The sequence below is a fragment of the Streptomyces sp. Z423-1 genome, assembly GCF_013009255.1.
Classification (GTDB): domain Bacteria; phylum Actinomycetota; class Actinomycetes; order Streptomycetales; family Streptomycetaceae; genus Streptomyces; species Streptomyces gossypiisoli.
Map to the genome: position 1 here is coordinate 6581419 of NZ_CP053109.1, position 20718 is coordinate 6602136.

17 protein-coding genes, 1 tRNA gene and 1 pseudogene are annotated in these 20718 nt (G+C 71.8%); 8 read left to right on the forward strand and 11 right to left on the reverse strand.

Annotated features, from left to right (window positions below; genetic code table 11):
* Positions 1 to 37 precede the first annotated feature (37 nt).
* Positions 38 to 2728 (forward strand): phosphoribosyltransferase, encoded by a 2691-nt coding sequence (locus HJD23_RS29510; RefSeq protein ID WP_171112143.1) that lies wholly within the window; start codon positions 38 to 40, stop codon positions 2726 to 2728.
* Positions 2728 to 3540 carry an HAD family hydrolase gene (locus HJD23_RS29515; RefSeq protein WP_171112142.1) on the forward strand — a complete coding sequence of 271 codons (813 nt, stop codon included), beginning with the start codon at positions 2728 to 2730 and terminating at the stop codon, positions 3538 to 3540. The genes HJD23_RS29510 and HJD23_RS29515 overlap by 1 nt, the downstream gene beginning before the upstream one ends.
* 738 nt (positions 3541 to 4278) lie before the next feature.
* Here HJD23_RS29515 and HJD23_RS29520 read toward each other — a convergent pair.
* The 4 genes from HJD23_RS29520 to HJD23_RS29535 form a co-directional block, all read right to left on the reverse strand.
* Positions 4279 to 4500 carry a zinc ribbon domain-containing protein gene (locus HJD23_RS29520; protein ID WP_141312291.1) on the reverse strand — a complete coding sequence of 74 codons (222 nt, stop codon included), beginning with the start codon at positions 4498 to 4500 and terminating at the stop codon, positions 4279 to 4281.
* Between the two features lie 9 nt (positions 4501 to 4509).
* Complete coding sequence (locus HJD23_RS29525; protein ID WP_171112141.1) at positions 4510 to 5094, reverse strand: DUF4383 domain-containing protein; 585 nt, start codon at positions 5092 to 5094, stop codon at positions 4510 to 4512.
* A 182-nt stretch (positions 5095 to 5276) separates the two neighbouring features.
* The gene (locus HJD23_RS29530) at positions 5277 to 6668 is read right to left on the reverse strand and encodes a hypothetical protein (protein WP_171112140.1); all 1392 of its coding nucleotides are present in this window, start codon (positions 6666 to 6668) and stop codon (positions 5277 to 5279) included.
* A 74-nt stretch (positions 6669 to 6742) separates the two neighbouring features.
* Positions 6743 to 7579 (reverse strand): DUF4097 family beta strand repeat-containing protein, encoded by an 837-nt coding sequence (locus HJD23_RS29535; RefSeq protein WP_171112139.1) that lies wholly within the window; start codon positions 7577 to 7579, stop codon positions 6743 to 6745.
* Positions 7580 to 7804: 225 nt separating this feature from the next.
* Between HJD23_RS29535 and HJD23_RS29540 the strand changes: the two genes are divergently transcribed.
* Positions 7805 to 7879: transfer RNA gene (locus HJD23_RS29540), tRNA-Val, on the forward strand.
* A 94-nt stretch (positions 7880 to 7973) separates the two neighbouring features.
* Here HJD23_RS29540 and HJD23_RS29545 read toward each other — a convergent pair.
* Positions 7974 to 8324, reverse strand: a complete 351-nt coding sequence (locus HJD23_RS29545; protein WP_171112138.1) for a hypothetical protein — start codon at positions 8322 to 8324, stop codon at positions 7974 to 7976.
* A gap of 139 nt (positions 8325 to 8463) precedes the next feature.
* Here HJD23_RS29545 and HJD23_RS29550 point away from each other — a divergent pair, with 139 nt between their 5' ends.
* Together HJD23_RS29550 and HJD23_RS29555 are read left to right on the forward strand one after the other, a co-directional pair.
* Positions 8464 to 9204, forward strand: a complete 741-nt coding sequence (locus HJD23_RS29550; protein WP_171112137.1) for a DUF6193 family natural product biosynthesis protein — start codon at positions 8464 to 8466, stop codon at positions 9202 to 9204.
* A gap of 399 nt (positions 9205 to 9603) precedes the next feature.
* A pseudogene (locus HJD23_RS29555) lies at positions 9604 to 10726 on the forward strand (MFS transporter).
* Positions 10727 to 11020: 294 nt separating this feature from the next.
* Here HJD23_RS29555 and HJD23_RS29560 read toward each other — a convergent pair.
* Positions 11021 to 11923: a 2-dehydropantoate 2-reductase gene (locus HJD23_RS29560; RefSeq protein ID WP_171112136.1), complete on the reverse strand. Its 903-nt coding sequence runs from the start codon at positions 11921 to 11923 to the stop codon at positions 11021 to 11023.
* Between the two features lie 156 nt (positions 11924 to 12079).
* Here HJD23_RS29560 and HJD23_RS29565 point away from each other — a divergent pair, with 156 nt between their 5' ends.
* The gene (locus tag HJD23_RS29565; protein ID WP_171112135.1) at positions 12080 to 12313 is read left to right on the forward strand and encodes a DUF2277 domain-containing protein; all 234 of its coding nucleotides are present in this window, start codon (positions 12080 to 12082) and stop codon (positions 12311 to 12313) included.
* A 581-nt stretch (positions 12314 to 12894) separates the two neighbouring features.
* Here the strand turns inward: HJD23_RS29565 and HJD23_RS29570 are convergent.
* The 5 genes from HJD23_RS29570 to HJD23_RS29590 all read right to left on the reverse strand — a co-directional run bounded on the left by HJD23_RS29570 (position 12895) and on the right by HJD23_RS29590 (position 18830).
* A complete protein-coding gene (locus tag HJD23_RS29570; RefSeq protein WP_171112134.1) occupies positions 12895 to 13524 on the reverse strand; it encodes a VTT domain-containing protein in 630 nt (209 codons plus the stop codon).
* 124 nt (positions 13525 to 13648) lie between these two features.
* Positions 13649 to 14116: a DoxX family protein gene (locus HJD23_RS29575; protein ID WP_171112133.1), complete on the reverse strand. Its 468-nt coding sequence runs from the start codon at positions 14114 to 14116 to the stop codon at positions 13649 to 13651.
* Between the two features lie 79 nt (positions 14117 to 14195).
* The gene (locus HJD23_RS29580) at positions 14196 to 16097 is read right to left on the reverse strand and encodes an FAD/NAD(P)-binding protein (protein ID WP_171112132.1); all 1902 of its coding nucleotides are present in this window, start codon (positions 16095 to 16097) and stop codon (positions 14196 to 14198) included.
* 295 nt (positions 16098 to 16392) lie between these two features.
* The gene (locus tag HJD23_RS29585) at positions 16393 to 18033 is read right to left on the reverse strand and encodes an alkaline phosphatase D family protein (RefSeq protein ID WP_171112131.1); all 1641 of its coding nucleotides are present in this window, start codon (positions 18031 to 18033) and stop codon (positions 16393 to 16395) included.
* Positions 18034 to 18185: 152 nt separating this feature from the next.
* Positions 18186 to 18830, reverse strand: a complete 645-nt coding sequence (locus HJD23_RS29590) for an HNH endonuclease family protein (RefSeq protein WP_171112130.1) — start codon at positions 18828 to 18830, stop codon at positions 18186 to 18188.
* A gap of 406 nt (positions 18831 to 19236) precedes the next feature.
* Here HJD23_RS29590 and HJD23_RS29595 point away from each other — a divergent pair, with 406 nt between their 5' ends.
* Both HJD23_RS29595 and HJD23_RS29600 read left to right on the forward strand, forming a co-directional pair.
* On the forward strand, positions 19237 to 19818 hold the full coding sequence (locus HJD23_RS29595; RefSeq protein ID WP_171112129.1) for a TMEM165/GDT1 family protein: 582 nt from the start codon (positions 19237 to 19239) through the stop codon (positions 19816 to 19818).
* Positions 19819 to 19988: 170 nt separating this feature from the next.
* Positions 19989 to 20666: an HAD-IA family hydrolase gene (locus tag HJD23_RS29600; protein ID WP_171112128.1), complete on the forward strand. Its 678-nt coding sequence runs from the start codon at positions 19989 to 19991 to the stop codon at positions 20664 to 20666.
* Positions 20667 to 20718 lie beyond the last annotated feature (52 nt).

Genomic DNA, 20718 nt, shown 5'->3' on the forward strand with positions numbered 1-20718 from the left:
GCTGAACTCGGCTGAACACGCTGAACACAAGGAACGCATGGACAAGGCAGTGAACGACGGAGTCAACGGAGCCAATGGAGCCAGCGGAGCCAACCAGGTCGGCCAGAGCCGTGGGATCTGGTCCGGGAGCTGGGTCGCCGAGCGGCTCGGGGTCGAACTCCTGGGCGACGATTCCCTCACCGACCTGCTGGGCCTCGCCCTGCGGCGCAACCCCAAGCGCGCTCACCTCCTCGTGTCGAACGTGCTCGGCAAGCACGTCCCGCAGTCCCCGTCGGTCGTGTACGGCTCCGGCTTCGCCCTCGGGCGCAGGGTGCGGGAGCTGCTGGGCGCCACCGGGGCGCGTTCCGTCGTCGTCGTCGGCTACGCCGAGACGGCCACCGGCCTCGGCCACGCCGTCGCCGACGGCCTCGGCCACGCCCCCTACCTCCACTCCACCCGCCGTCCCGTACCCGGCGTCGCCCGGGCCGGCGGCTTCGAGGAGTCCCACTCGCACGCCACGTCCCACCTCCTCCTGCCCGAAGACCCGAACCTCCTCTCCGGGGACGGCCCGCTGGTCCTGGTCGACGACGAGTTCTCCACCGGCAACACCATCCTCAACACCATCCGCGCCCTCCACGAGCGCCACCCCCGCGACCGGTACGTCGTGGTCGCCCTGGTCGACATGCGCTCCACCGCCGACCAGAACCGCCTGACCGACTTCGCCACCGAGATCGGCACCCGCATCGACCTCGTCACGGCAGCGCGGGGGACGGTACGGCTGCCGGACGGGGTGCTGGAGAAGGGGCAGGCCTTGGTCGCCGCGCATGAGCGGGGTGCGGTCGGGGTGGCTGAGGTCGGGCAGTCCGTCGCGGTTGCGGGGGAGCCCGATCCGGCCGGTGCCGTGGTGGCCGGAGCAGATGCGGCCGGTGCCGTGGTGGCCGGAGCAGATTCGGCCGGTGCCGTGGTGGCCGGGGCTGAGCAGCAGGTCGGGCCGGTGGTGGCCGAGCGCGGGTGGGTTACCCGGGTCGATCTGCGCTGGCCCGTAGGGGTGCCCGACGGCGGTCGGCATGGTTTCACCGCCGCTCATCGCCGACGTCTGGAGACGGCCCTGCCCGCCATGGGCGCCCGCCTCGCCGAGGCGCTGCCGCCCGGGGCCCGGCGTGTGCTGGTCCTCGGCTGCGAGGAGCTGATGTACGCCCCGCTGCGCCTCGCCCGCGAGCTGGAACACCTCGTCTCTCCTGCGGACATCCGCTTCTCCACGACCACCCGCTCTCCCGTCCTCGCCGTCGACGACCCCGGCTACGCCATCCGCACCCGCCTCGTCTTCCCGGCCCACGACAACCCCGCCGACGGCCCCGGTGAGCGCTACGCCTACAACGTCGCCGGCGGCGCCTTCGACGCCGTGGTCGCCGTCGTCGACTCCACCGCGGACACTCCCGCCCTGCACGCCCCCGACGGGCTCCTCGCCCAGCTCGCGCAGCACACCCCGCACATCCTGCTCGCGGTCGTCCCGTCATACGTCCCTGCGGCCTCGCCCGCCCCCGAAAGGCCCGCCATGCTGCCCGAGCCCCTTCGCGGCCCCGCCTTCTCCAGCTACGCGCCCGAAGAGGTCGGCTGGCTGCTCCAGGACCTGTCGGACGTGACCCTGGAGGCGCCGACCGAGGAGCGCGAGGAGGCGATCCAGAGCGGCGGCGCGCACTACGCCGAGTCGCTGCCCGTCGAGTACCAGCCCAGCGAGCAGTACCAGGCGCTGTTCCACGCGGCCCTGGAGACCTCCGCGGCCCGCATCGCCCACGCCGTCGGCGTCGTGACCGAAACCGTCCTGGCCGAGCTCCCCCACTCCCGGCTTCGCTCGGGCGGGGGGACCCCCATCCCTCGCCCCGTCCTGGTCTCCCTCGCCCGGGCCGGCACCCCGGTCGGTGTCCTGATGCGCCGCTGGGCCCAGCACCGGCACGGCCTCGACCTGCCGCACTACGCCGTGTCCATCGTGCGCGGCCGCGGCATCGACGCCAACGCGCTGCGCTGGCTGGCCGACCGGCACGACCCGCGCGACGTCGTCTTCGTCGACGGCTGGACCGGCAAGGGCGCCATTACCCGTGAACTGGCCGCCGGCCTGCGCGAGTTCGAGGAGTCCGAGGGCATCACCGGCTTCGACCCCGAGATCGCCGTACTCGCCGACCCCGGCTCATGCGTCCGCACCTACGGCACCCGCGAGGACTTCCTCATCCCGTCCGCCTGCCTCAACTCCACGGTGTCCGGCCTGATATCCCGCACGGTCCTGCGCGCCGACCTGGTCGGCCCGCACGACTACCACGGTGCGAAGTTCTACCGCGAACTCGCCGGCGCCGACGTCTCCACCGCCTTCCTCGACGCCATCTCCGCCCGCTTCGACGAGGTCACCGACGCGGTGGACGCGGCCACCAAGGAACTGCTGTCCGCCGACCGCACCCCCACCTGGGAGGGCTGGGCGGCCGTCGAGCGCATCAGCGAGGAGTACGGCATCCACGACGTGAACCTCGTCAAGCCCGGCGTCGGCGAGACCACCCGCGTGCTGCTGCGCCGCGTGCCCTGGAGGATCCTGGCCCGGGCCGGGGCGGGCCCCGACCTCGACCACGTCCGGCTGCTGGCCGAGCAACGCGGCGTGCCGGTCGAAGAGGTCGGTGAACTCCCCTACACCTGCGTGGGGTTGATCCATCCCAAGTACACGCGTGGCGCGACGGGCGCCGACGGAAAGGCGGTGGCTGTCTGATGCCGGTGCTGGTGGCGAGTGACCTCGACCGTACGCTCATCTACTCCTCCGCCGCGTTGTCGCTGACCATGCCGGACGCGCGAGCGCCCCGGCTGCTGTGTGTCGAGGTGCACGAGAGCAAGCCGCTGTCGTACATGACCGAGACGGCGGCGGGGCTGCTCACCGACCTCGCCGACGCCGCGGTCTTCGTGCCGACCACGACCCGCACCCGCAAGCAGTACCAGCGCATCAACCTTCCCGGCCCGCCACCGAGGTACGCGATCTGCGCCAACGGCGGGCACCTGCTGGTGGACGGTGTCTCCGACCCCGACTGGCACGCGAGCGTCACGGCGCGGCTGGCCGACGAGTGCGCGTCGCTGGCCGAGGTGCAGGAACACCTGCTGAGGGCCGCTGACCCGGTCTGGGTGCGCAAGCACCGGGTCGCCGACGACCTCTTCGCCTACCTTGTCGTCGAGCGCGAGCTGCTGCCCGAGGACTGGGTGAAGGAGCTGGCGGTGTGGGCGGAGAACCGCGGCTGGACGGTTTCCCTCCAGGGCCGCAAGATCTACGCCGTGCCGAAGCCGCTCACCAAGAGCGCCGCCGTGCACGAGGTCGCCCGCCGCACCGGCGCCGACCTCACCCTCGCCGCGGGCGACTCCCTCCTCGACGCCGACCTCCTGCTCGCCGCGGACAAGGGCTGGCGCCCGAGCCACGGCGAACTGGCCGACAGCGGCTGGACCGCCCCCGATATCACCTCCCTGCCCGAGCGGGGCGTACTGGCGGGCGAACGAATCCTGCGTGAGTTCCTGCACGCGTCGGGGGATCGCCCGTAGCGACGGGGGCCGCCGACGACGGGGCGAAGCCGGCGACGGGGCTCCGTCAGGGACGGGGCTCCGTAAGGACGGGGCTCCGCTAGCCATGGGGTCCGCTGGGGACGCGGCGCCGATAGGGACGCGGCAGCGTCGGCCGACCCCAGACCCGCCTCGTGCCGGTCCGCACCGGCGCTCGCGTTCGCCTCGTGCCGGTCCGCACCGGCGCTCGCGTTCGCCTCGTGCCCGCCCGCACTCGCACTCGTGCCCCCCCCGCACCCGCGCTCGCGCCTGCCCGCACCCGTACTCGCGCCCGCCTGAACCCGCCTCGTGCCAAGCCCGCATCCGCGCTCGCGCCCCACCGTGCTCGTGCCCGCGTTGCGTCCACGCCCACGCCAGGCGGTGAGGGCGCTTCCGCATGCGGGCCCGTGACCTGGCTCAAGCCCTCCCAGCTCGCGTCTCCGCCTGCGCTGGCACGCCCGCATCCGGGCTCACGCCACTGCGTGCGGTTCGCAGCCCCGCCTGTACTCCTGTCTGCTGCTGCTATCCGGCCTGCGTTCCCGTCGGCACCTGCTATCCCGCCGGTACTCCCGTCCGCATCCGCACCTCCCGCCGAAACCGCCCCCGACACACCGCCGCGACTGCGCCTCCCCACGCCGCCGCCAACTGACGGGAGGGGAGGGCTACTCGCGCAGAGTGCTGGCGGTGCTGCGCTACTTGGGGACCTGAGGCGGGCGGTGATCTGCAGCGACGCCGGCGGCGTCAGCCGCAGCAACCCCCGCCGCAGCACCCGCCACCGCCACCCCCGCCGCCCGCGCGTGGTGCCGGGGCCGAGGCCGAGCCGCCCACCGCGACGGTCGACAGGAGCTTCACCGTGTCGTCGTGGCCCGTGGGGCAGGTGGCCGGGGCGGAGGACTCCGCCATGGGGCGGCTCAGTTCGAAGGTGTCGCCGCAGGTCCGGCAGCGGTACTCGTAGCGAGGCATGCCCACAGGTTAACGGGTGTCCTCCTGTGGCCGTCGGGACTCGTCGAGCGCCACCGCCCGTCCACGGCCCTGCTCGCGGGGCTCGGGCTCGACCAGGTCGGGGTGGCGGGCCCGCCAGTAGGGGTTGTCGTGGGGCAGGGCCGAGCCGACCCTCCCGTACATCCCGAAGAACATCAGGACCACACCGAAGACGAAGCTGAACAGCACGTTCTGGATGCGGAAGGCCAGGAAGTTGTAGTCCGTATCCAGGAGCCCCAGGTTCACGAAGCCACTGAGGATGAAGGCGATGCCGACCACCATGTTGAGCGTTGAGGCGAAGTTGCCGCCGATCACCATGCCCACGAAGAGGAGCACTCCCACGCAGATCGACAGGACGCTCAGGGCGCCGTTGGTGTTGAGGCCCGCGACCTGGTCACCGCGGGTGTCGAAGAAGCCCACCTTGCCGATCAGACCGAGGATGCCGAAAGCGATCAGTACCAGACCCATCAGTCCGGCGCCGAAGCGGTAGACCTGGTTGAGGCGGTGGTCGACGGGGAGATGCTCGTCGAACCGGATCCGCCGCCGTTCTCCCCCGTGCGCTGCGTGTGTGGCCATGTCGCCTCCCTCAGGGCGATAGCGGAGGCCGTGCGTCCCTTTCTCTTCAATATCTGCCCGCCCAACCCGGGTGGGCAACACAGGGAGGTGACATCCGGGCTTCACAAGGAGGTGACATCCGGGCTTCACAAGGAGGTGACATCCGGGCTTCGGCCCAGCTCAGCGGGGGCAAAGCGGGTGGGTCAGTGGGCGGTGGTTCCGCGTTCTTCCCGGATCTGCGCGACGACACGGGCCACCGTCTGCCGGACCGCTTCCGTCTCGGTCAGGAAGTGCCAGTAGTCCGGGTGACGGCCGTCCAGGGTGGCGATCGCGCGCTCCAGCCGGCCGACGGAGTCGTCCAGGGGGCGGGCGTGACGGGGATCGGGAGTGTTGCGGCCGGCCATGGCGAGCCGCTGGGCGTCCCGGATGGCGAACCGGGTCCGTTCGATCTCCTGCTGGGGGTCCTTCTGGACGGCGTTCAGCCGCTTGAGGCGGTCGCCGGCGGCCGAGACGGCCTCGTCGGTGGAGTTCAGCAGGGCCCGGGCCGTCGACAGCAGGGCGGTCGCGTCGGGCCAGCGCTGGGCCTGGCGCGCCGTCTGGGCCTCGGTCAGTTTCAGCTCGGCCTGGCGGACGCTTTCCGCGGCCTGCTCGGGGACGCGTTGCAGGTCCTGCCAGCAGGCCACCGTGAACCGTCGGCGCAGTTCGCTGAGCACCGGTTCCACCTGGCCGGCGCGGGTGGTCAGGGCCTGGGCGCGAGTGCGCAGGGAGACCAGGCGGCGGTCGATCTCGGCGGCCCGCTCGGGAAGCCGTTCGGCCTCCGCGCGGATGGCCTCGGCCTCTCGGGCGACCCGCTCGGCCCGTTCCAGGGTCTGGGGGACCCCGTGCTGGCCGGCGCCCTGGTTCAGCTTGGTCAGCTCGGGGGCGAGGGCGGCGAGACGGGCGGCGAGGTCGTCCGCCTTCAGCCCTGATCCTCGTACGGCGTCCAGGGCGTTCGAGGCGGCGAGCAGGGACTGGCGGGCTCGTTCGACGGCGGGGGCCAGGCGGGCGAGCTGGGTCTCGGCCTTGCCGAGCAGCGGGCCGAGGCCGTCGGCGAAGCGGTCCAGGTCCTGCTTGACCCGGCCGAGCTCGTCCTTGGCCTGGGTGAGCTCGGTGCGGGCGCGGGTGGCGGCCGAGGCTTCCAGGTCGTCGCGGTCGAGGTCGTGGGCGTCGACGGCGTTGATGTACCGGTGGCTGACCTCGTCGATGCGGCGGCCGAGCGCCTCGAAGTCGGCGGCGGCGCGGCGGGCGGCGGGGGAGGCGTCGACGGCGGCGATCGTCTCGATCGAGATGCGCAGATCGCGCTGGGCGGTGTCGAGTTCGTAGAACGCGGCCGCGGCGGCGTCCTTCGCGGCCTGCGCCTCGGCACGCTGGCTCTCGGCACGCCCGCCGAACCAGCGCCGGGTGCCGCCGCCGGCGAACGAGGCGGGCAGTACAAGGGCGGCGACCAGCGGCACAGAGAGGAGGGTGAGGGTGTCACGTATCGCGGTGGACACCCGTGGTGAGCGGTGCGCACGCGGCATCGACGGCGAGTCCGGCTGAGGTGGTGTCGCCGTCACATCCCTCTCCCGTGCTGTCATCCGCCCTGACCGGTGTCATTCTCCCACCGGTTAAGGACGAACACACGGGGCCGTTAGTTCGCCGTCCGTACCGTGACTTTGCCGTCGCCGGTGCGGGCGGAGACGATGTGCCGACTGGAGTCGTCGCGGGGCACGGACACCTTGACCGCGCCGTCGCCGGTGTCGGTGGACACGCGGTAGGTGGCCCGGGGCACCGAGACGGTGACGGAGCCGTCGCCGCTGCGGGAGTCCACCAGGTCGGGTACGGCGCCGAGTTCGAGGTGGGTGGAGCCGTCGGCGGTGTGGGTGCGGACCTGGCGGGAAGTGACGTCGGCGCGGATGGAACCGTCCTGGGTGCGCAGGTCAAGCGGTCCGGTGGCGGCATCGACGCGGACGGAACCGTCGCCGGTGTGGACGTTCACGGCGCCGGTGGTGTTGTTGACGCGGACGGATCCGTCGCCGGTACGGATGTTCAGCGCGTCTTCGAAGCCATGGGCGTGCACGCTGCCGTCGCCGTCCTTGACCTCGACGGCGACGCCGCGCGGCACCTCGATGCGGTGCTTGGCCGAGCAGTCGGCGACGAAACCGGAGCACTTCAGCCGCAGCACCAGCCGGTCGCCGTCCATGGCCCAGGTCACCTTGGGGTCCTGGCCCAGGACGACCGAGCCCTCGAACCAGCGGGTGACCTGGATACGGCCCTCGGGGTGGGCGTCCGTGGCGACGAGTTCCAGGGCGGAGTCGTCGGAGTCGACGGTGAGGGTGGAGCCCTGCAGCGGGAAGGACCGCCGCTCGGGCTCCTGGTCGTCCCCGGCGGCCGCACCGCAGCCGGTGATACCCGCGACGACGACCACGACGGCACCGGCGACGGCGGCGGCGCGGGCGGACACGGAAGCGGAAGCGGTACGGGCCATGACGGATCCCCCCTGGGACAGGCTGCGGGACGCCTCCCGCAGGGGCCGGAACCGGCGGGGAAGGCGACTACTCGACCGTACGGACCCGGCCTCCACCAGGGGATCCGGACCACTCCCGGATCCGGGGTGGGGTTAACCCCGATCCCATCCCACCCCCGCACACCTCCCCCGCGATACGGGTTTGCAGGGCACTGCCCCGGGCAAGGTAGGCTGTCGACTCGTCCTGGGCGCGTAGCTCAGCGGTAGAGCGCCGCCCTTACAAGGCGGATGTCGGCGGTTCGAAACCGTCCGCGCCCACCAGTCGCAGGACACAGCAAGGCCCAGGTCACCGGGGGGAACCCGGAGATCTGGGCCTTGTTCGGTTTCAGACACCCCGTGCCTCAGACACCGCGCCTCACGCGTCCCGTTCGGGGTCCGGCGGTGTCTCGTCGGCGTGTTTCAGTTTGGCGCGGGCGTCGACGTGGTCGGGGCCGGTGAGTTCCGACCAGTAGCGGTGGGTGCTGACGAAGATCGCGAGTTCGCGTTCGCGGCGGCGGAGCTTCTCGACCTCGGCCTGCTCGTCGGTGGTCCAGCCGGGGGAGGCGGGGCGTTCGATCTTGCGCCAGCCGCCTGCGTCGCTGAAGCCGTCCAGGGGCTCGACCGACCAAGGGAGCCGCTTCAGCAGGGCCGACAGTTCGGCCCGGACCTGATGCAGCTCCTCCTGACCGGCGCGGAGGTCGCTAGGGAAGTCGTAGGTCGTAGCCACGGCCGTAATGCTACGCCTGTTCGATTTGTAGTGGCGAGTTTCTTACGGTGGTTCACGCGAACGGGTGTGACTGAGCGCTCCGATCGGTTTGAGCGCATGGAGCCCCCGGGAGTCAGCGGCTCGGGCACAATCAGGAGCCGTGCCCGCCCCTCCTGACCCGGCTGTCCTGTACTCCGACGTCGTGGCCTCCGGCAGCCTTGCCGCAGCGCTCCAGGCCGAAGCGGAAAGCTGCCTCGGCGCCGTCCCCGTCACATCCCCGGGCTTCGCTCCGTTGCTCCACGCGACCGTCGCAAGCACCCTGCGGCACCGCGAGCCGCTGCAGATCAGCGCATGGTCGCACGAACGGCGGTGGTCGATCCGCGGCACGGAGTCGTTCCAGGGCATGCCTCTCATCGATGGCAGGACGGACGACCTGGCGGAGGTCGCCAGGGCCGCCCGGGCCTGGCGCGACGGGGCGGCCCTGGACGACATCCGCCGGGCGGCACCCTTCGTGCACCGCACCGGACGGTTCGAGGTGCCCGACCTCGATCCCGTACGCCTGACGGAATCCGAGTGGCAGGGCATGCGCCAGGAGGCGGGCGAACTGGAGTACGACTGGCAGGGGACGTACCAAGCCATGATCGAGGCGGCGCACGCCGAGCCGACGCTGCTGGCCCTCTACCCGTTCACGAGCCACTGGGCGCTGCGCTTCTCGACCACCACGCGCCCGCGCCTGACCGTCGTCGGACCCTGCCTGACAGCGAACACCGACGGCACGTACGGGGTGGGCAGGGGCTTCATCAGCGATGACCTTGGCCGATTCACCTCGGTGCATGAGGCTGTGGCGCTGGCCGTGCGCCAGTTGCCGTCCGGCCTCGGCCCAGTCACGCTCGGCGTATAACTCTGCCCGGTGCCGGTGCCGGTGCCGGTGCCGTGTTACAGCGCCGGCGATCGTCTGCCGGGTCCCAGCACTGCACGCCCGCGGGTCCGGCGCCCGGTTGCGCGTGGAGTCCGGTATTTGGCCTTGCTGGAGTCCTTCGGGGTGGCCGAGGTCGTAGTGCTGCCAGGGCTCACCTGCCGAGCCGGAGGTAGTGTTCGTGCAGCGAGTGACTCACGAGGAGTGAAGACATGGTCGGTCGTCCGAGCACGCGTTGACGTTTGAGGCCGTGAGCGGCCTGTCATCGCGTGCTGCCCTTGATGCGCGGCACAGCGAGCCTTCCTTTCCCGCTGCCTGACATGGTCGGTGCACCTGGCGTGCGTCGGTTGGCGGGTCTCGTCTTCGGTCATCCGAGGGGTCCCTGTGCCGTCCTCTTCCTCCGCTGTATCCGATTCCGGTCGACCTGTTCCGTCAAGCCTGTGGCGGGACGGCGACTTCCGCAGGCTATGGGCGGGCCAGACGGCCTCCCAACTGGGCGAACATGTAAGTCTGATGGTTCTGCCGCTCTTCGCCGTCCTGACGCTCAACGCCGGTGCTGGTGGTCGCCTTCGCCGTCGGGGCCCTGTCCGTCTTCTTCGACGTGGCATACCAGGCGTCTCTCGTAAGGCTGGTGAAACGCGATCAGTTGGTGCGGGGCAACAGCGCGCTAGAGGGCAGTCGGTCCGCTGCGCAGATCGGCGGTCCCGCCCTCGGCGGTGCGTTGGTGTCAGTGCTGTCGGGGCCCATCGCCGCCGCCTCCAGCGCAGCGTTTTTCGCGCTGTCGTTCCTGTCGATCCGACGGATCGGGCGCCAAGAGACCATCCCGGAACCAGAATGCTCGGAACGTCCTGCCCGGCTCTGGCGGCGGATCCATGAGGGCCTTCGCTTTGTCGCCGGTGACACCTCGCTGCGGACTGTGTGCCTTGCGTCAGCCGCCTTCCAGTTCTTCTTCGCGGCTGTGATGACCGTCTATCTGCTGTTCCTGCCACGGGACCTGCACCTGTCGGGCACCGCCGTCGGGCTGGCACTCGCGGCGACGGGACCGGGCGCGCTCCTGGGCTCGCTGCTGGCCGCCCGCCTGCCGAACCGCTTCGGATACGGCACTGTGCTCGTGTCCGCGGCAGCACTCGGCGACGGCGTGTTCCTGTTGGTGCCCGCACTGCACGGCTCCCCTGCGGTGACGGTTCCCGCACTCCTTACGGTCAACTTCGTCTTCGGGACCTTCAGCCAGCTGGTGAATGTCACGGTCATGGCCGTCCGGCAGACCGTCACGCCGGACGGGATGCAAGGCCGCGTGGCCGCGACGATCAACTTCGTCGGCATGGGGCTGACCCCGCTCGGCTCGCTGCTCGGCGGCGTTCTCGCGGAAGCGTGGGGGACGCGCACCAGCCTCCTGGTAACAGCCGCTGGCATGCTGCTGTCGCCGGCGCTGATGGCCCTGTCCCCACTCGCCCGCCTGGGACGAACGCTTCCCGCCCCACCGGAGACTCCGGTCCCGTCTGCGTGACGGCAACCAACCAAGGCGCTCAGTCACAACGGTGTGCGGGCGGTGCCTACAGAACATCTCCGCCTGGTCGACCTGTGGGACGACGACGGAGCGTTCGAATTCCCGTTCGCGCCCGAGGGGTGACCGAGGCGGCTGGAGGGCAAGGCCGCCGTCGCCGACTACATGCGCGGCTACCCCGACCGCATCGACCTCCACGACTGCTGAAGGCAACGGCCGGCGGGCCCGGGCAGGTCTGCTGAGCGGTAGCCATCGCGGGCGCGCATCCTGGCCGCAGGCCACGTAGAGATCGGCTGGTCAGTGGCCTGCTTCCCTCAACTCCCGTACCAGTTTTGCCGCCACGGGCGTGGGTACGTCGTGCTGCTCGGCCGCGCGGAGCAACGCGCCGCCGATGGCGTCCAGTTCCAGGGTGCGGCCTGCCTCGGCGTCGCGTTGCATGGACGACTTGGTGCCCGGCGGGAAGGCGTCGAAGCGGGCGAGTGCCTCGGCCGGGTCGGCGGGGCCGCCGCACGCGCGGCTGACGGCCGCCGATTCCGCGACGAGGGCGGTGAGTTCGTCGCGGTGGTGGGTGCGGATGTCGCCGAGGGGGAGGGAGTAGCGGGTGGTCAGCAGGGCGAAGGGAGCGAGGAACGACATCTTCGCCCAGAGGGCGGCCGCCTCGTCGTCCAGGACGCGGGTGGTGAGGCCGGCGGTCGTGAAGGCGGTGGCCAGAGTGTCGAGGCGGTGCCGGGGGACGAGGTCGCCGGTCAGGTCGATCTCGGCGAAGGGGCTGGTGTGTTCGATCTCGCCCGGGGTGACGCGGGAGGACTCGACGCGGATGACGGCGGGGGCGACCTGGTGGGGGCGGTAGCGGGAGCGCAGGTGGGCGGGGTGTTCAACGCCGTTGAGGAACGGGACGAGCAGGGCGTCGCCGAGGGTGGGGGCGGGGATGCGGGGGAGTGCGGCGTCGAGGGTGGTGTGCTTGACGGTGATCAGGCAGGCGTCGACCGGTTCGCGGAGTTCGGTGTCGGCTTCGACGGGGGTGGTGAAGTCGCCGTAGCGGGGGCTGCGGACGTGGATGCCGGTGGTGCGGAGGGTGTGGGCCGTGGTGTCGCCGGCCAGGCAGATCACGCGGTGGCCGGCGCGGGCGAGGAGGGCAGCGAGCAGGCCGCCTACGCCGCCGGGGCCGAGGACGGCGACGGTGAGCTTGTTGTGCGCCATGCGTGGTTCCTCTCGTCGGTCGGCCCCGGGGAGGTGGCCGCCTTGGAGTGGATCATCCCAGGGGGAGTGGGAGGGGACGAGAGGGGGGCTGGGGCATTTTTGAGGGCAGCGGTTTGCGGGGTGGGCGGGCGTCGGGGTGGGCGGGAGACTGGGGGTATGTGCCGCAGTATCAAGACGCTTCGTCCGCCTGTATTGCCCGAGGAGGCCACTGAGGCCGAGATCCGGGCTGCCGCTCTGCAGTATGTGCGGAAGGTTTCCGGGTTTCGGGAGCCTGCCGCGCACAATCGGGAGGTTTTCGATCGGGCCGTGGATGTGATCGCCGAGGCTACGGCGGAGTTGTTGGGTGGGTTGGAGGTGCGGGGGCAGGGGGTGGCCCGTAAGGCGGGGTAGGGAGCGCTGGGTGGGTCCGGCGGGCGTTGGGCGCGGGGCGGGTCGGTGCTCGTGCTGGGCGGGGGTCGGGTCGCTCGCCCGCGCTGGCGGGGTGCCGCTGCGCCCACCCGTGCCGCCCCAGCGGCACGACTGCCCGCAGCTACGCGGGTTGGGCGGGGGCCACCGCAGCCACGCCGGTTTGCCTGCCTCCAGCGACACGGGTTTGTGTGTCTGCGGCTGCGCTGGTTGGTGGCAGGGCGCAGTTGGGTGGTTGGCCTGCCCCAGCTGCGCGGGTTCGTGTGTCTGCGGCTGCGTGGGTTGGTGGCAGGTTGCGGTTGGGTGGTTGGCCAGCTGCGCGCGTTTGCGTGTCCGCAGCTGCGCTGGTTGGTGGCAGGTTGCGGTTGGGTGGTTGGGCTGGCCCAGCTGCGCTGTTTGCCGTTCGCGCTGTGTGGGGTTGGTGACGGGTCGTAGCTGCGCCGTTTTGGCTGCCCGCTGCTGTGCGGGGCGCTGTCGGGTCGTAGCTGGGTGGGCTTGTCGGCGTGTGGTTGGGCGTCGGTGCGGGAGCTGCGGCCGCGGTTCAGTGGCACGTCCGCGGCCCTCCGCTACGCCGGATCCCCCTCCGACGTCCTCGGGCGGCGCATCAGGTACGTCGCCGCGGCGCCTGCGCCGACGAGGGCCAGGGTTGAGACGGCCGTTGCCAGCCACGTCGTGCCCAGCCAGTGGGCGCCGAAGTAGCCGAGGGCGACGCTGTACGTGGCCCAGGTGAGGCCGGCCAGGGCCGACCAGGGGACGAAGTCCCGGGGGCGGCGACGGGCGGCGCCGGCGGTGAGGGAGACGACCGAGCGGCCGGCGGGGGCGAAGCGGGCCAGGACGACCAGGGCGCCGCCGCCTCGGGCCAGCGCCGTGCCGAGACGTTCCTGCGCGGTGCTCAGGCGGGGTGAGCGGGCCAGCGCGCGGTCCAGGCGGGCGCCGCCGCGCCAGGCGAGGCGGTAGGCCACCAGGTCGCCCAGCACGGACGCGGTGGTGGCGCAGAGTGTGAGGAGCAGGATGTCGGGGACGTCGGTCGGGACCTGCCCGGTCGCCGCGCCGGAGCCCGCGGCGGCCGCCGTCGCCGCCATGATGACCAGCACCCCGCTCGGCAGCACCGGAACGAACACGTCCAGCAGGATCGACGCCGCCACCATCGCGTAGATCCATGGGCTGCCCGTCAGTGACCCCACACTCTCCAGCACCGCGACTCCCCGTCATTCCCCCGTAAGCCATACAGCGTACGCCCGGGGTGTGACAGGAGGTTCGCGGGGGGCTCATGTGTTCGGTGCGGGATATTCACTTCTCATACAAAGAAACGGCGTCCCGTCAGGCCGCGACCGGCGACTCCTGCGCCTCCGTCGACGCCCCCGGGTTCCGCTTGGCCTCGGCGCGCCGGGCGAACAGTGCGTCCAGGCCGAGGGCGCCGGAACCGGTGAAGACCAGCAGGAAGAGGGCCCAGCAGAACATGGCCGCGGCCTCGCCGCCGTTCGCCATCGGCCACAGGCCCGCGGGCTGGTGCACGTAGAAGTACGCGTACGCCATCGAACCCGATGCGACGCACGCGGCCACGCGGGTCCCGAGGCCCAGCATGACCAGGCCGCCGCCGATCAGCTGGATCACGGCGGCGTACCAGCCCGGCCAGGTGCCGGCGGGGATCGTGCCGCCGTCGGTGCCCGCGGCGCCGCCGAGGACGCCGAACAGGGAGGCGGCGCCGTGGCAGAGGAAGAGCAGGCCGGTCACAATGCGAAACAGGCCGATTGCATAGGGCTGGGCGGTGTGGAGGCGTTCGGTCATGTGGGGGGCTCCTTCGGTGGGCGGGTCGGTGCGGACCCGTCGGGGACAGAACCGAGTGGCCCTCTCACGTTAGGCAGCCCTAATCGATACTTGCAACTTCAACATTCTCTCGTTGGTGCGGCCCAGCTCCCGCCTCCGGCCCCGCCGCCACCCGCAGCACCGCCCGCGCCACCGCATCCGCGTCCGACAGCGTCACCGAGTCCACCCCGGGCCGCGCCCCCGCAGCCGTCACCCAGTGCACCCCCTCGGTGGGCACCCCGAACGCGAACCGTCCTTCGTGCGGCTGACCTTGACGGTCCATCAGGCGATACGGCCGCCCGGTCACGTCCAGCCCGCCCGTCTCGTATCCGTCGATCGTGTGCGGTCGGCACTGCCCGGTCCGCAGGAGCCGGGCGAGCAGCTCGTCGGCGGTGCGGCGCAGGTCGGGTTCCGGGAGCCGGGCCTCTATGAGGGTCGTCACCCGCATGGCCGACCCCGGCACCTCCGGGGAGTGCGCCACCCACGCCCCCTCCGCGCACCGCACCTCCAGCCGTGGCCCGAGCACCTCCACCACCCCGGCCTCCATCAGCGCGGTCAGTTCCTCGATGCGGCGCCGGGGCGGGCCGATGGAGAGGAAGGCGTTGAGCGGGGTGTACCAGCGGTCCAGGTGGTCCCGGCGGGACACGCCGCTCAGTCCGGCGTGGTCGACGATCAGCCGGATCTCGTTGCGCAGGTCGCGCAGCACGTCGAGCGCGGCCTTCAGCGGGCCGCGCACATTGCCCAGGGCGGCCTGCGCGGCGTCCTCGCGCAGATACGACAGCAGCCAGTCCCGCCAGGAGCCGGGCCCGTCGAACGCCCGCCCCGCGAACGGCCGGGAGATCCGCTCCCACGACCATCGGTCGGCGACCGAAACCCCGAACTCGTCCAGCAGCCGCGCCTCCAGAGGATCGCCATGAGGAACGGCGAGATAGCGCTCGACGAATTCCCGCGGCCCGCCCAGCGGCGTGGCATCTCCGTCCGGCAGCCTGGCGTCCCCGCCCAGCACCGCCGCGTAGTAAACAGTCTCAACCTCCTTCGCCACCAACGGCCATACCTCCGCCAGGAAGTCCGGAGCTTCCCCGGAGTCCGCGCGCTTGCGGAAGCCCGCGATCACCTCCGGTGTGAGGACGAGGGGCTCGTGGCGGCCGTACGGGCCCTTGGCGTTGTCGCCGCGTGCCTGGTACGGGATGCCGCGCCGGGAGCCGGCGTACAGGCGGGGCTCGCGGCCGGAGGGGAGGTAGCGCAGCACGTCCCCGGTGCGGACGAAGCGGCCGCCGCGGCCGGTGGTCAGCAGGGCCATGTGGTCGAAGAAGTTCAGGCCCAGACCGCGCAGCAGCACCGGTTCGCCGGGGGACAGCGGGGCGAGGTCGACGTCCGCCGGATTGGCGGGCGGGATGTACCGCAGGCCGTTCCGGGCGGCGTACGACGTCTGCTGCCGCTGCTCAGCGTCCGGTGCCGTCGGCAGATGGCCCTGTGCCAGGACGACGGCCGCGAGCCCGGTCAGTACCCGGCCGTCGTCCAGGGTGAGGACCTGGCAGCCGTCGGAACCGTCGTCGAGCCGGACCGCGCGGGCCGTGTGGGTCTCGACGCGCACCCCGGGCGGCGAGTCCCGCACCACCTGCGCGAACACCCACTCCAGATAGCGGCCGTACTGCGCCCGGGTCGGGTAGTCGTCAGGCCCGAGTGCGCCGTCCGCCCACTCGTACAGGCTCGGGCCCGGGCGGATCGGCCCCGAGCAGTCCACGCTCTCGTCCGTGAACAAGGTCACCTGCGAGGCGACCGTGTTCATCAGCAGCTCGGCCGACTGCGCGGTGCGCCACACGCGTCCGGGGCCGGGCGGTGCGGGGTCGATCACATGCACCGTCAGTGGCGTCCCGGGTGGGAGGAGTTCACTGGCGGAGGCGCACAGCCGCTCCAGCACGCTGGTGCCGCGCGGACCGGCTCCGACCAGGGCGATGGCCAACGACGGCGTCGAGGACGGCCCCCGCAGAAGTGCCGCCTCCGAGGGAGCGTCCGATACAGAGGACTCCGATACAGAGGACTCCGAAAGGGAGGGCTCCAATATGGGGGGCTCCCCTATCGGGGGCTCCGACAGGGAGGACTCCGGTATGGATTCCGCGGTCGGTGCAGACAAAGCGGTGACTCCCGGGCAGGTGCGGCACAGTGCGGCGAACCGCCCGCGCGAAGCGGACGGCCCGCCTCATCATGCCGTCGGGGACACCAGAAGCCAACGGCGTCCCACAGGTCCCGGCCGTACCTCACGCGGTGGTGAGGACCGACTCCTCCACGGTCGTGAGCCGCGCTCCGCCCCGCCCGTCGTCCCGGGTGTGCTCCAGCAGCAGCCGCGCCGAACGCCCCGTCATCGTCAGCGTCATGAGCTGGTTGCCGAACCAGGGCCCGCCCGTGCACCGCCAGTCGATCGACGGCTGCGGCACCTTGCCGTGCCCCGCGATCCGGCGGCCCAGGAAACGCGCGACGCCGCTCCAGCCGAAGCGGAAGCCCCACTTGAGTACCGCCGGGATGGAGTTGTGGACCGGCGAGCAGGTGAGCTGGAGCACGCGCGCGTGCGGCCCGCCGGAAGGCCACGTCGGCTCGGCCACGTACGCGTGATGCACATCTCCCGACAGCACGCACACGGTCGCCGGTGCCCTGTCGCCCGAGCCCACCTCGGCGATCAGCGCCGCCAGCGCGTCGAAGGACTCCGGGAAGGCCGACCAGTGCTCCAGGTCCGCCGCCCGCCGCATCTTCTCGCCCCAGCGCGCCCAGCGCTCGCCCTTCTCACCCCGGCACAGGGCGGCGTTCCAGCCCTCGGCGTCGTGCGCCAGGTGCGGCAGCAGCCAGGGCAGGGAGGCGCCGATGAGGAGGTGGTCGTACGATCCCGGCTCGTCCAGCGCCTCGCTGCGCAGCCACGCCTCCTCGCCGGCGTCGAGCATCGCGCGCTTGCCCTCCGCCAGGACGCGGGCCGCGCGGGTGTCCACCATCAGCAGCCGGACGCGCCCGAAGTCGCGCCGGTAGCTCCAGCGCACGGACGTCGGGTCGGCGTCGGCCTCGTGGGCGAAGGCGCGCAGCAGGTCGGTGGCGTCCGGGGTGTCCCGTACGGCCGCGTAGAGCGGGTCGGCGGCCAGCTCGGCCGGGGACAGATTCCCCAGGTGCTGGTGGACCCAGTACGACATCAGGCCGCTCAGCACCCGCTCCTGCCACCAGTCGGTGGCCCGCATGTCGGCGAGCCAGGAGGCGGAGGTGTTCCAGTCGTCGATGACGTCGTGGTCGTCGAAGATCATACAGGTGGGCACGGTGGACAGCAGCCAGCGCACCTGGGAGTCGAGCCAGGACTCGTAGTAGAGCTGGGTGTACTCCTCGTAGTCCGCCACTCCGCTGCCCGGCGGCTCCTTCAGGTCACGGCGGGCGGCCAGCCGGCGCTGGGTGGCCCTGGAGGTCTCGTCGGCGTAGACCTGGTCGCCCAGGAGCAGCAGGACGTCCGGTCGTTCGGCCGTGGGGGCGGCCGCGATGCGGGCGGCCAGGGTGTCCAGGGCGTCGGGGCCGACGGGGTCCTTGCCGTCGGCCGGGGGCGCGGCCCAGCGGCAGGAGCCGAAGGCGACCTTGACGGTGTCGCCGACGAACCCGGCGCGGATCACCGAGGGCGGGAACGGTGAGCCGGGCTGCGGCCACACGCGTGTGCCGTCGAGCAGCACCTCGTACGACGTCGTCGTCCCGGCCGTCAGGCCGGTCACCGGCACGAGGGCGTAGTGATGGCCGGCGACCTGGAAGGTGCGGGCCGTGCCGTGGGCGCCGTCGGCGCAGCGCACCTCGGCGGTGCACGGACGGCTCGCCTCGACCCAGACGGTCGCGGTCGAGTCGCCGACGTATCTCAGCAGTGGTCCCAGGCGCAGTCCCGCCACGTCATCGCCCGCCTTTGCTCCGGCCGGCGCGCCCCTTCCGGCTCGCCTCCTCCGTCGCCCCGTACGGTACGGAACGACGGAGGCCGGCGGGTAGGTTCCGCGCCAGAAAGCCAGGCCCTACGCGTGCCCTACGCGACGTACGACAGGCCCTGCTAGCAGGACGCCAGGTAGTTGGTGAGCGCGTTCTTCTCGGCGGAGTCGACCGAGAGGTCGTAGTAGTACTTCACCTGGACCCAGGCGCGCACGTAGATGCAGCGGTAGGCGGTGCGGGACGGCATCCAGGTGGCCGGGTCCTGGTCGCCCTTGGACTGGTTGACGTTGTCGGTGACCGCGAGGAGCTGCGGGCGGGTCAGGTCGTTGGCGAAAGCCTGACGGCGGGAGGAGGACCAGCTGTCGGCGCCGGAGTCCCAGGCCTCGGCGAGCGGGACGAGGTGGTCGATGTCGACGTCGGAGGCGGCGTACCAGGTCGCGCCGTCGTACGGGGAGTACCAGCTGCCGCTGGTGGCGGCGCAGGAGGAGTTGGTGACGACGTTCGAGCCGTCGCGCTTGAGGACGGTCTCACGGGTGTTGCAGGAGCCGCTGATGGTGATCCAGTGGTTGAAGAGGTCCCGGCTGTAGCCGGTGCGGTCCTCGCTGCGCACGGTGAGCTGGGCGAGGTAGCTGCGGGCGGTGGCACCGCTGACCGGGGTGGGGAGGGCGGCGGAGGCGGTGGGGGCGTTGAACAGGGCCACGGAGGCCACGAAGGCGCTGATCGCCGCGACTGTGCTCAGCCGTCGACGCGCGTAGAACCTGGGCATGCGAACTCCCTTGGAGGGTGGGGGTGTTGGGGTGCGAGCGAGGGAATGCTGTCGGTGCCGTGTTGCGAACAGGTGTGTGTCGGGTGAGAAGTTAATGACGCGTGCATGACACGACAAGGTTCAAGACCGAACTTTCGGCTTCCGAGCCGTCGCGTACGATGGAGGGCGCAGAAGGGGAGTAGCCCTTAGCCGGGACCGTCGACATACTGCTCAGCCCGCGAGGGATCCGAGCCGGCGCCCGGAGGCGGGCCTCGATCGCGAGGCCGGCCGGCGAGACCTTCGGCAAGCAGTGCACGCCCGTGCCGCACGGCACGGGTGCCACGTGTGCTGCCGTGCCGAGGTCCGATCCCTGTTACGACATGTGACGTACGACTCTCGGCCGGTGGCCCCGACCGATTGAGGAACCTTGATCAGCCTTACCGTCACGGCGCTCGTCTTCGGCGTCGTCTTCCTCGCCGAACTGCCCGACAAGACCGCACTCGCCGGGCTCGTCCTCGGCACCCGTTACCGCGCCTCGTACGTCTTCGCCGGGGTCGCCGCCGCCTTCGCGCTGCATGTCGCGCTCGCCGTCGCGGCGGGCAGCGCGCTGACGCTGCTGCCGCAGCAGCTGGTGCACGCGCTGACCGGTGTGCTCTTCCTGGGCGGCGCGGCGATGCTGCTGCTGAAGAAGGGCGACGGCGAGGAGGAGATCCGCAGGCCGCAGGACCAGTCCTTCTGGAAGGTCTCCGGGGCCGGGTTCATGCTCATCCTCGTCGCCGAGTTCGGTGATCTCACGCAGATCATGACCGCGAATCTCGCGGCGCGTTACGACGATCCGCTGTCCGTCGGCCTGGGCGCGGTGCTGGCGCTGTGGGCGGTGGCCGGGCTGGGCATCGTCGGCGGCAGGGCGCTGATGAAGCGGGTGCCGCTGGGGCTGATCACGAAGATCGCGGCGCTGCTGATGCTGGGCCTCGGGGTGTGGAGCCTCTGGGAGGCCGTGACCGGGTGAGCTGAACGGTGGGTGAAGGGTTGGCTGCGGCGGTGGCGGGGTCGCCGCTTGTTTTGTACCGTGGGGGAACAAAGTGGCTCCCGCCCGTTTTCCCTGACCGGCGGGCGGGGCCGCCTTGTTCCCCGGGGCCGGCGCCTGCGCCACCCTCCACCTGCGTCCTGGAGCTGCCGATGACGGCCACCACTGTGCCCTCCGTGCCCACCGTGCTCACCGCCCGCGCCCTCCTGCTCGACATGGACGGCACCCTCGTCAACTCCGACGCCGTCGTGGAGCGCATCTGGCGACGGTGGGCCGAGCGGCACGGGCTGGACGGGGACGAGGTGATGAAGGTCGTGCACGGGCGGCAGGGGTACGCGTCGATGGCCGTACTGCTGCCGGACCGGCCGATGGAGCAGAACCTGGCGGACAACGCGCGGATGCTCGCGGAGGAGACCGCCGACATGGAGGGCGTCGTCGCGATCCCCGGCGCGGCGGCGTTTCTGGCGTCCCTGCGGGGGCTGCCGCACGCGCTGGTGACCTCGGCGGATGTACCGCTGTCCACGGCGCGGATGGCCGCGGCGGGGCTGGCGCTGCCGGACGTACGGGTGACCGCCGAGTCCGTGGGCGCGAGCAAGCCCGACCCCGAGGGGTTCCTCAAGGGGGCCGCCGAGCTGGGGGTGGCTCCCGCGGACTGCCTGGTCTTCGAGGACTCCGGTGCGGGGATCGCGGCGGGGCGCGCCGCGGGGATGCGGGTCGTGGGGGTGGGGCCGCGGGCCTCGGTGCATCGGCCGGATGTGCTGGTGGGGGATTTGGCTGGGGTGCGGGTCGAGGCCGTCGGGGGTGGGGAGATTCGGGTTTCGTTTGGGTAGGGGGCCGGGTGTCGGGTCCGGGTTTTGATGGGGTGCGGCCTTCCTGGCGTCG

Coding starts and splice junctions, on each gene's coding strand:
- HJD23_RS29520 (WP_141312291.1), bottom strand. CDS start 4,500: ATGCCTCGCTACGAGTACCGCTGCCGGACCTGCGGCGACACCTTCGAA.
- HJD23_RS29565 (WP_171112135.1), top strand. CDS start 12,080: ATGTGCCGCAGTATCAAGACGCTTCGTCCGCCTGTATTGCCCGAGGAG.
- HJD23_RS29575 (WP_171112133.1), bottom strand. CDS start 14,116: ATGACCGAACGCCTCCACACCGCCCAGCCCTATGCAATCGGCCTGTTT.
- HJD23_RS29600 (WP_171112128.1), top strand. CDS start 19,989: ATGACGGCCACCACTGTGCCCTCCGTGCCCACCGTGCTCACCGCCCGC.
- HJD23_RS29590 (WP_171112130.1), bottom strand. CDS start 18,830: ATGCCCAGGTTCTACGCGCGTCGACGGCTGAGCACAGTCGCGGCGATC.
- HJD23_RS29515 (WP_171112142.1), top strand. CDS start 2,728: ATGCCGGTGCTGGTGGCGAGTGACCTCGACCGTACGCTCATCTACTCC.
- HJD23_RS29535 (WP_171112139.1), bottom strand. CDS start 7,579: ATGGCCCGTACCGCTTCCGCTTCCGTGTCCGCCCGCGCCGCCGCCGTC.
- HJD23_RS29510 (WP_171112143.1), top strand. CDS start 38: ATGGACAAGGCAGTGAACGACGGAGTCAACGGAGCCAATGGAGCCAGC.
- HJD23_RS29560 (WP_171112136.1), bottom strand. CDS start 11,923: ATGGCGCACAACAAGCTCACCGTCGCCGTCCTCGGCCCCGGCGGCGTA.
- HJD23_RS29525 (WP_171112141.1), bottom strand. CDS start 5,094: ATGGCCACACACGCAGCGCACGGGGGAGAACGGCGGCGGATCCGGTTC.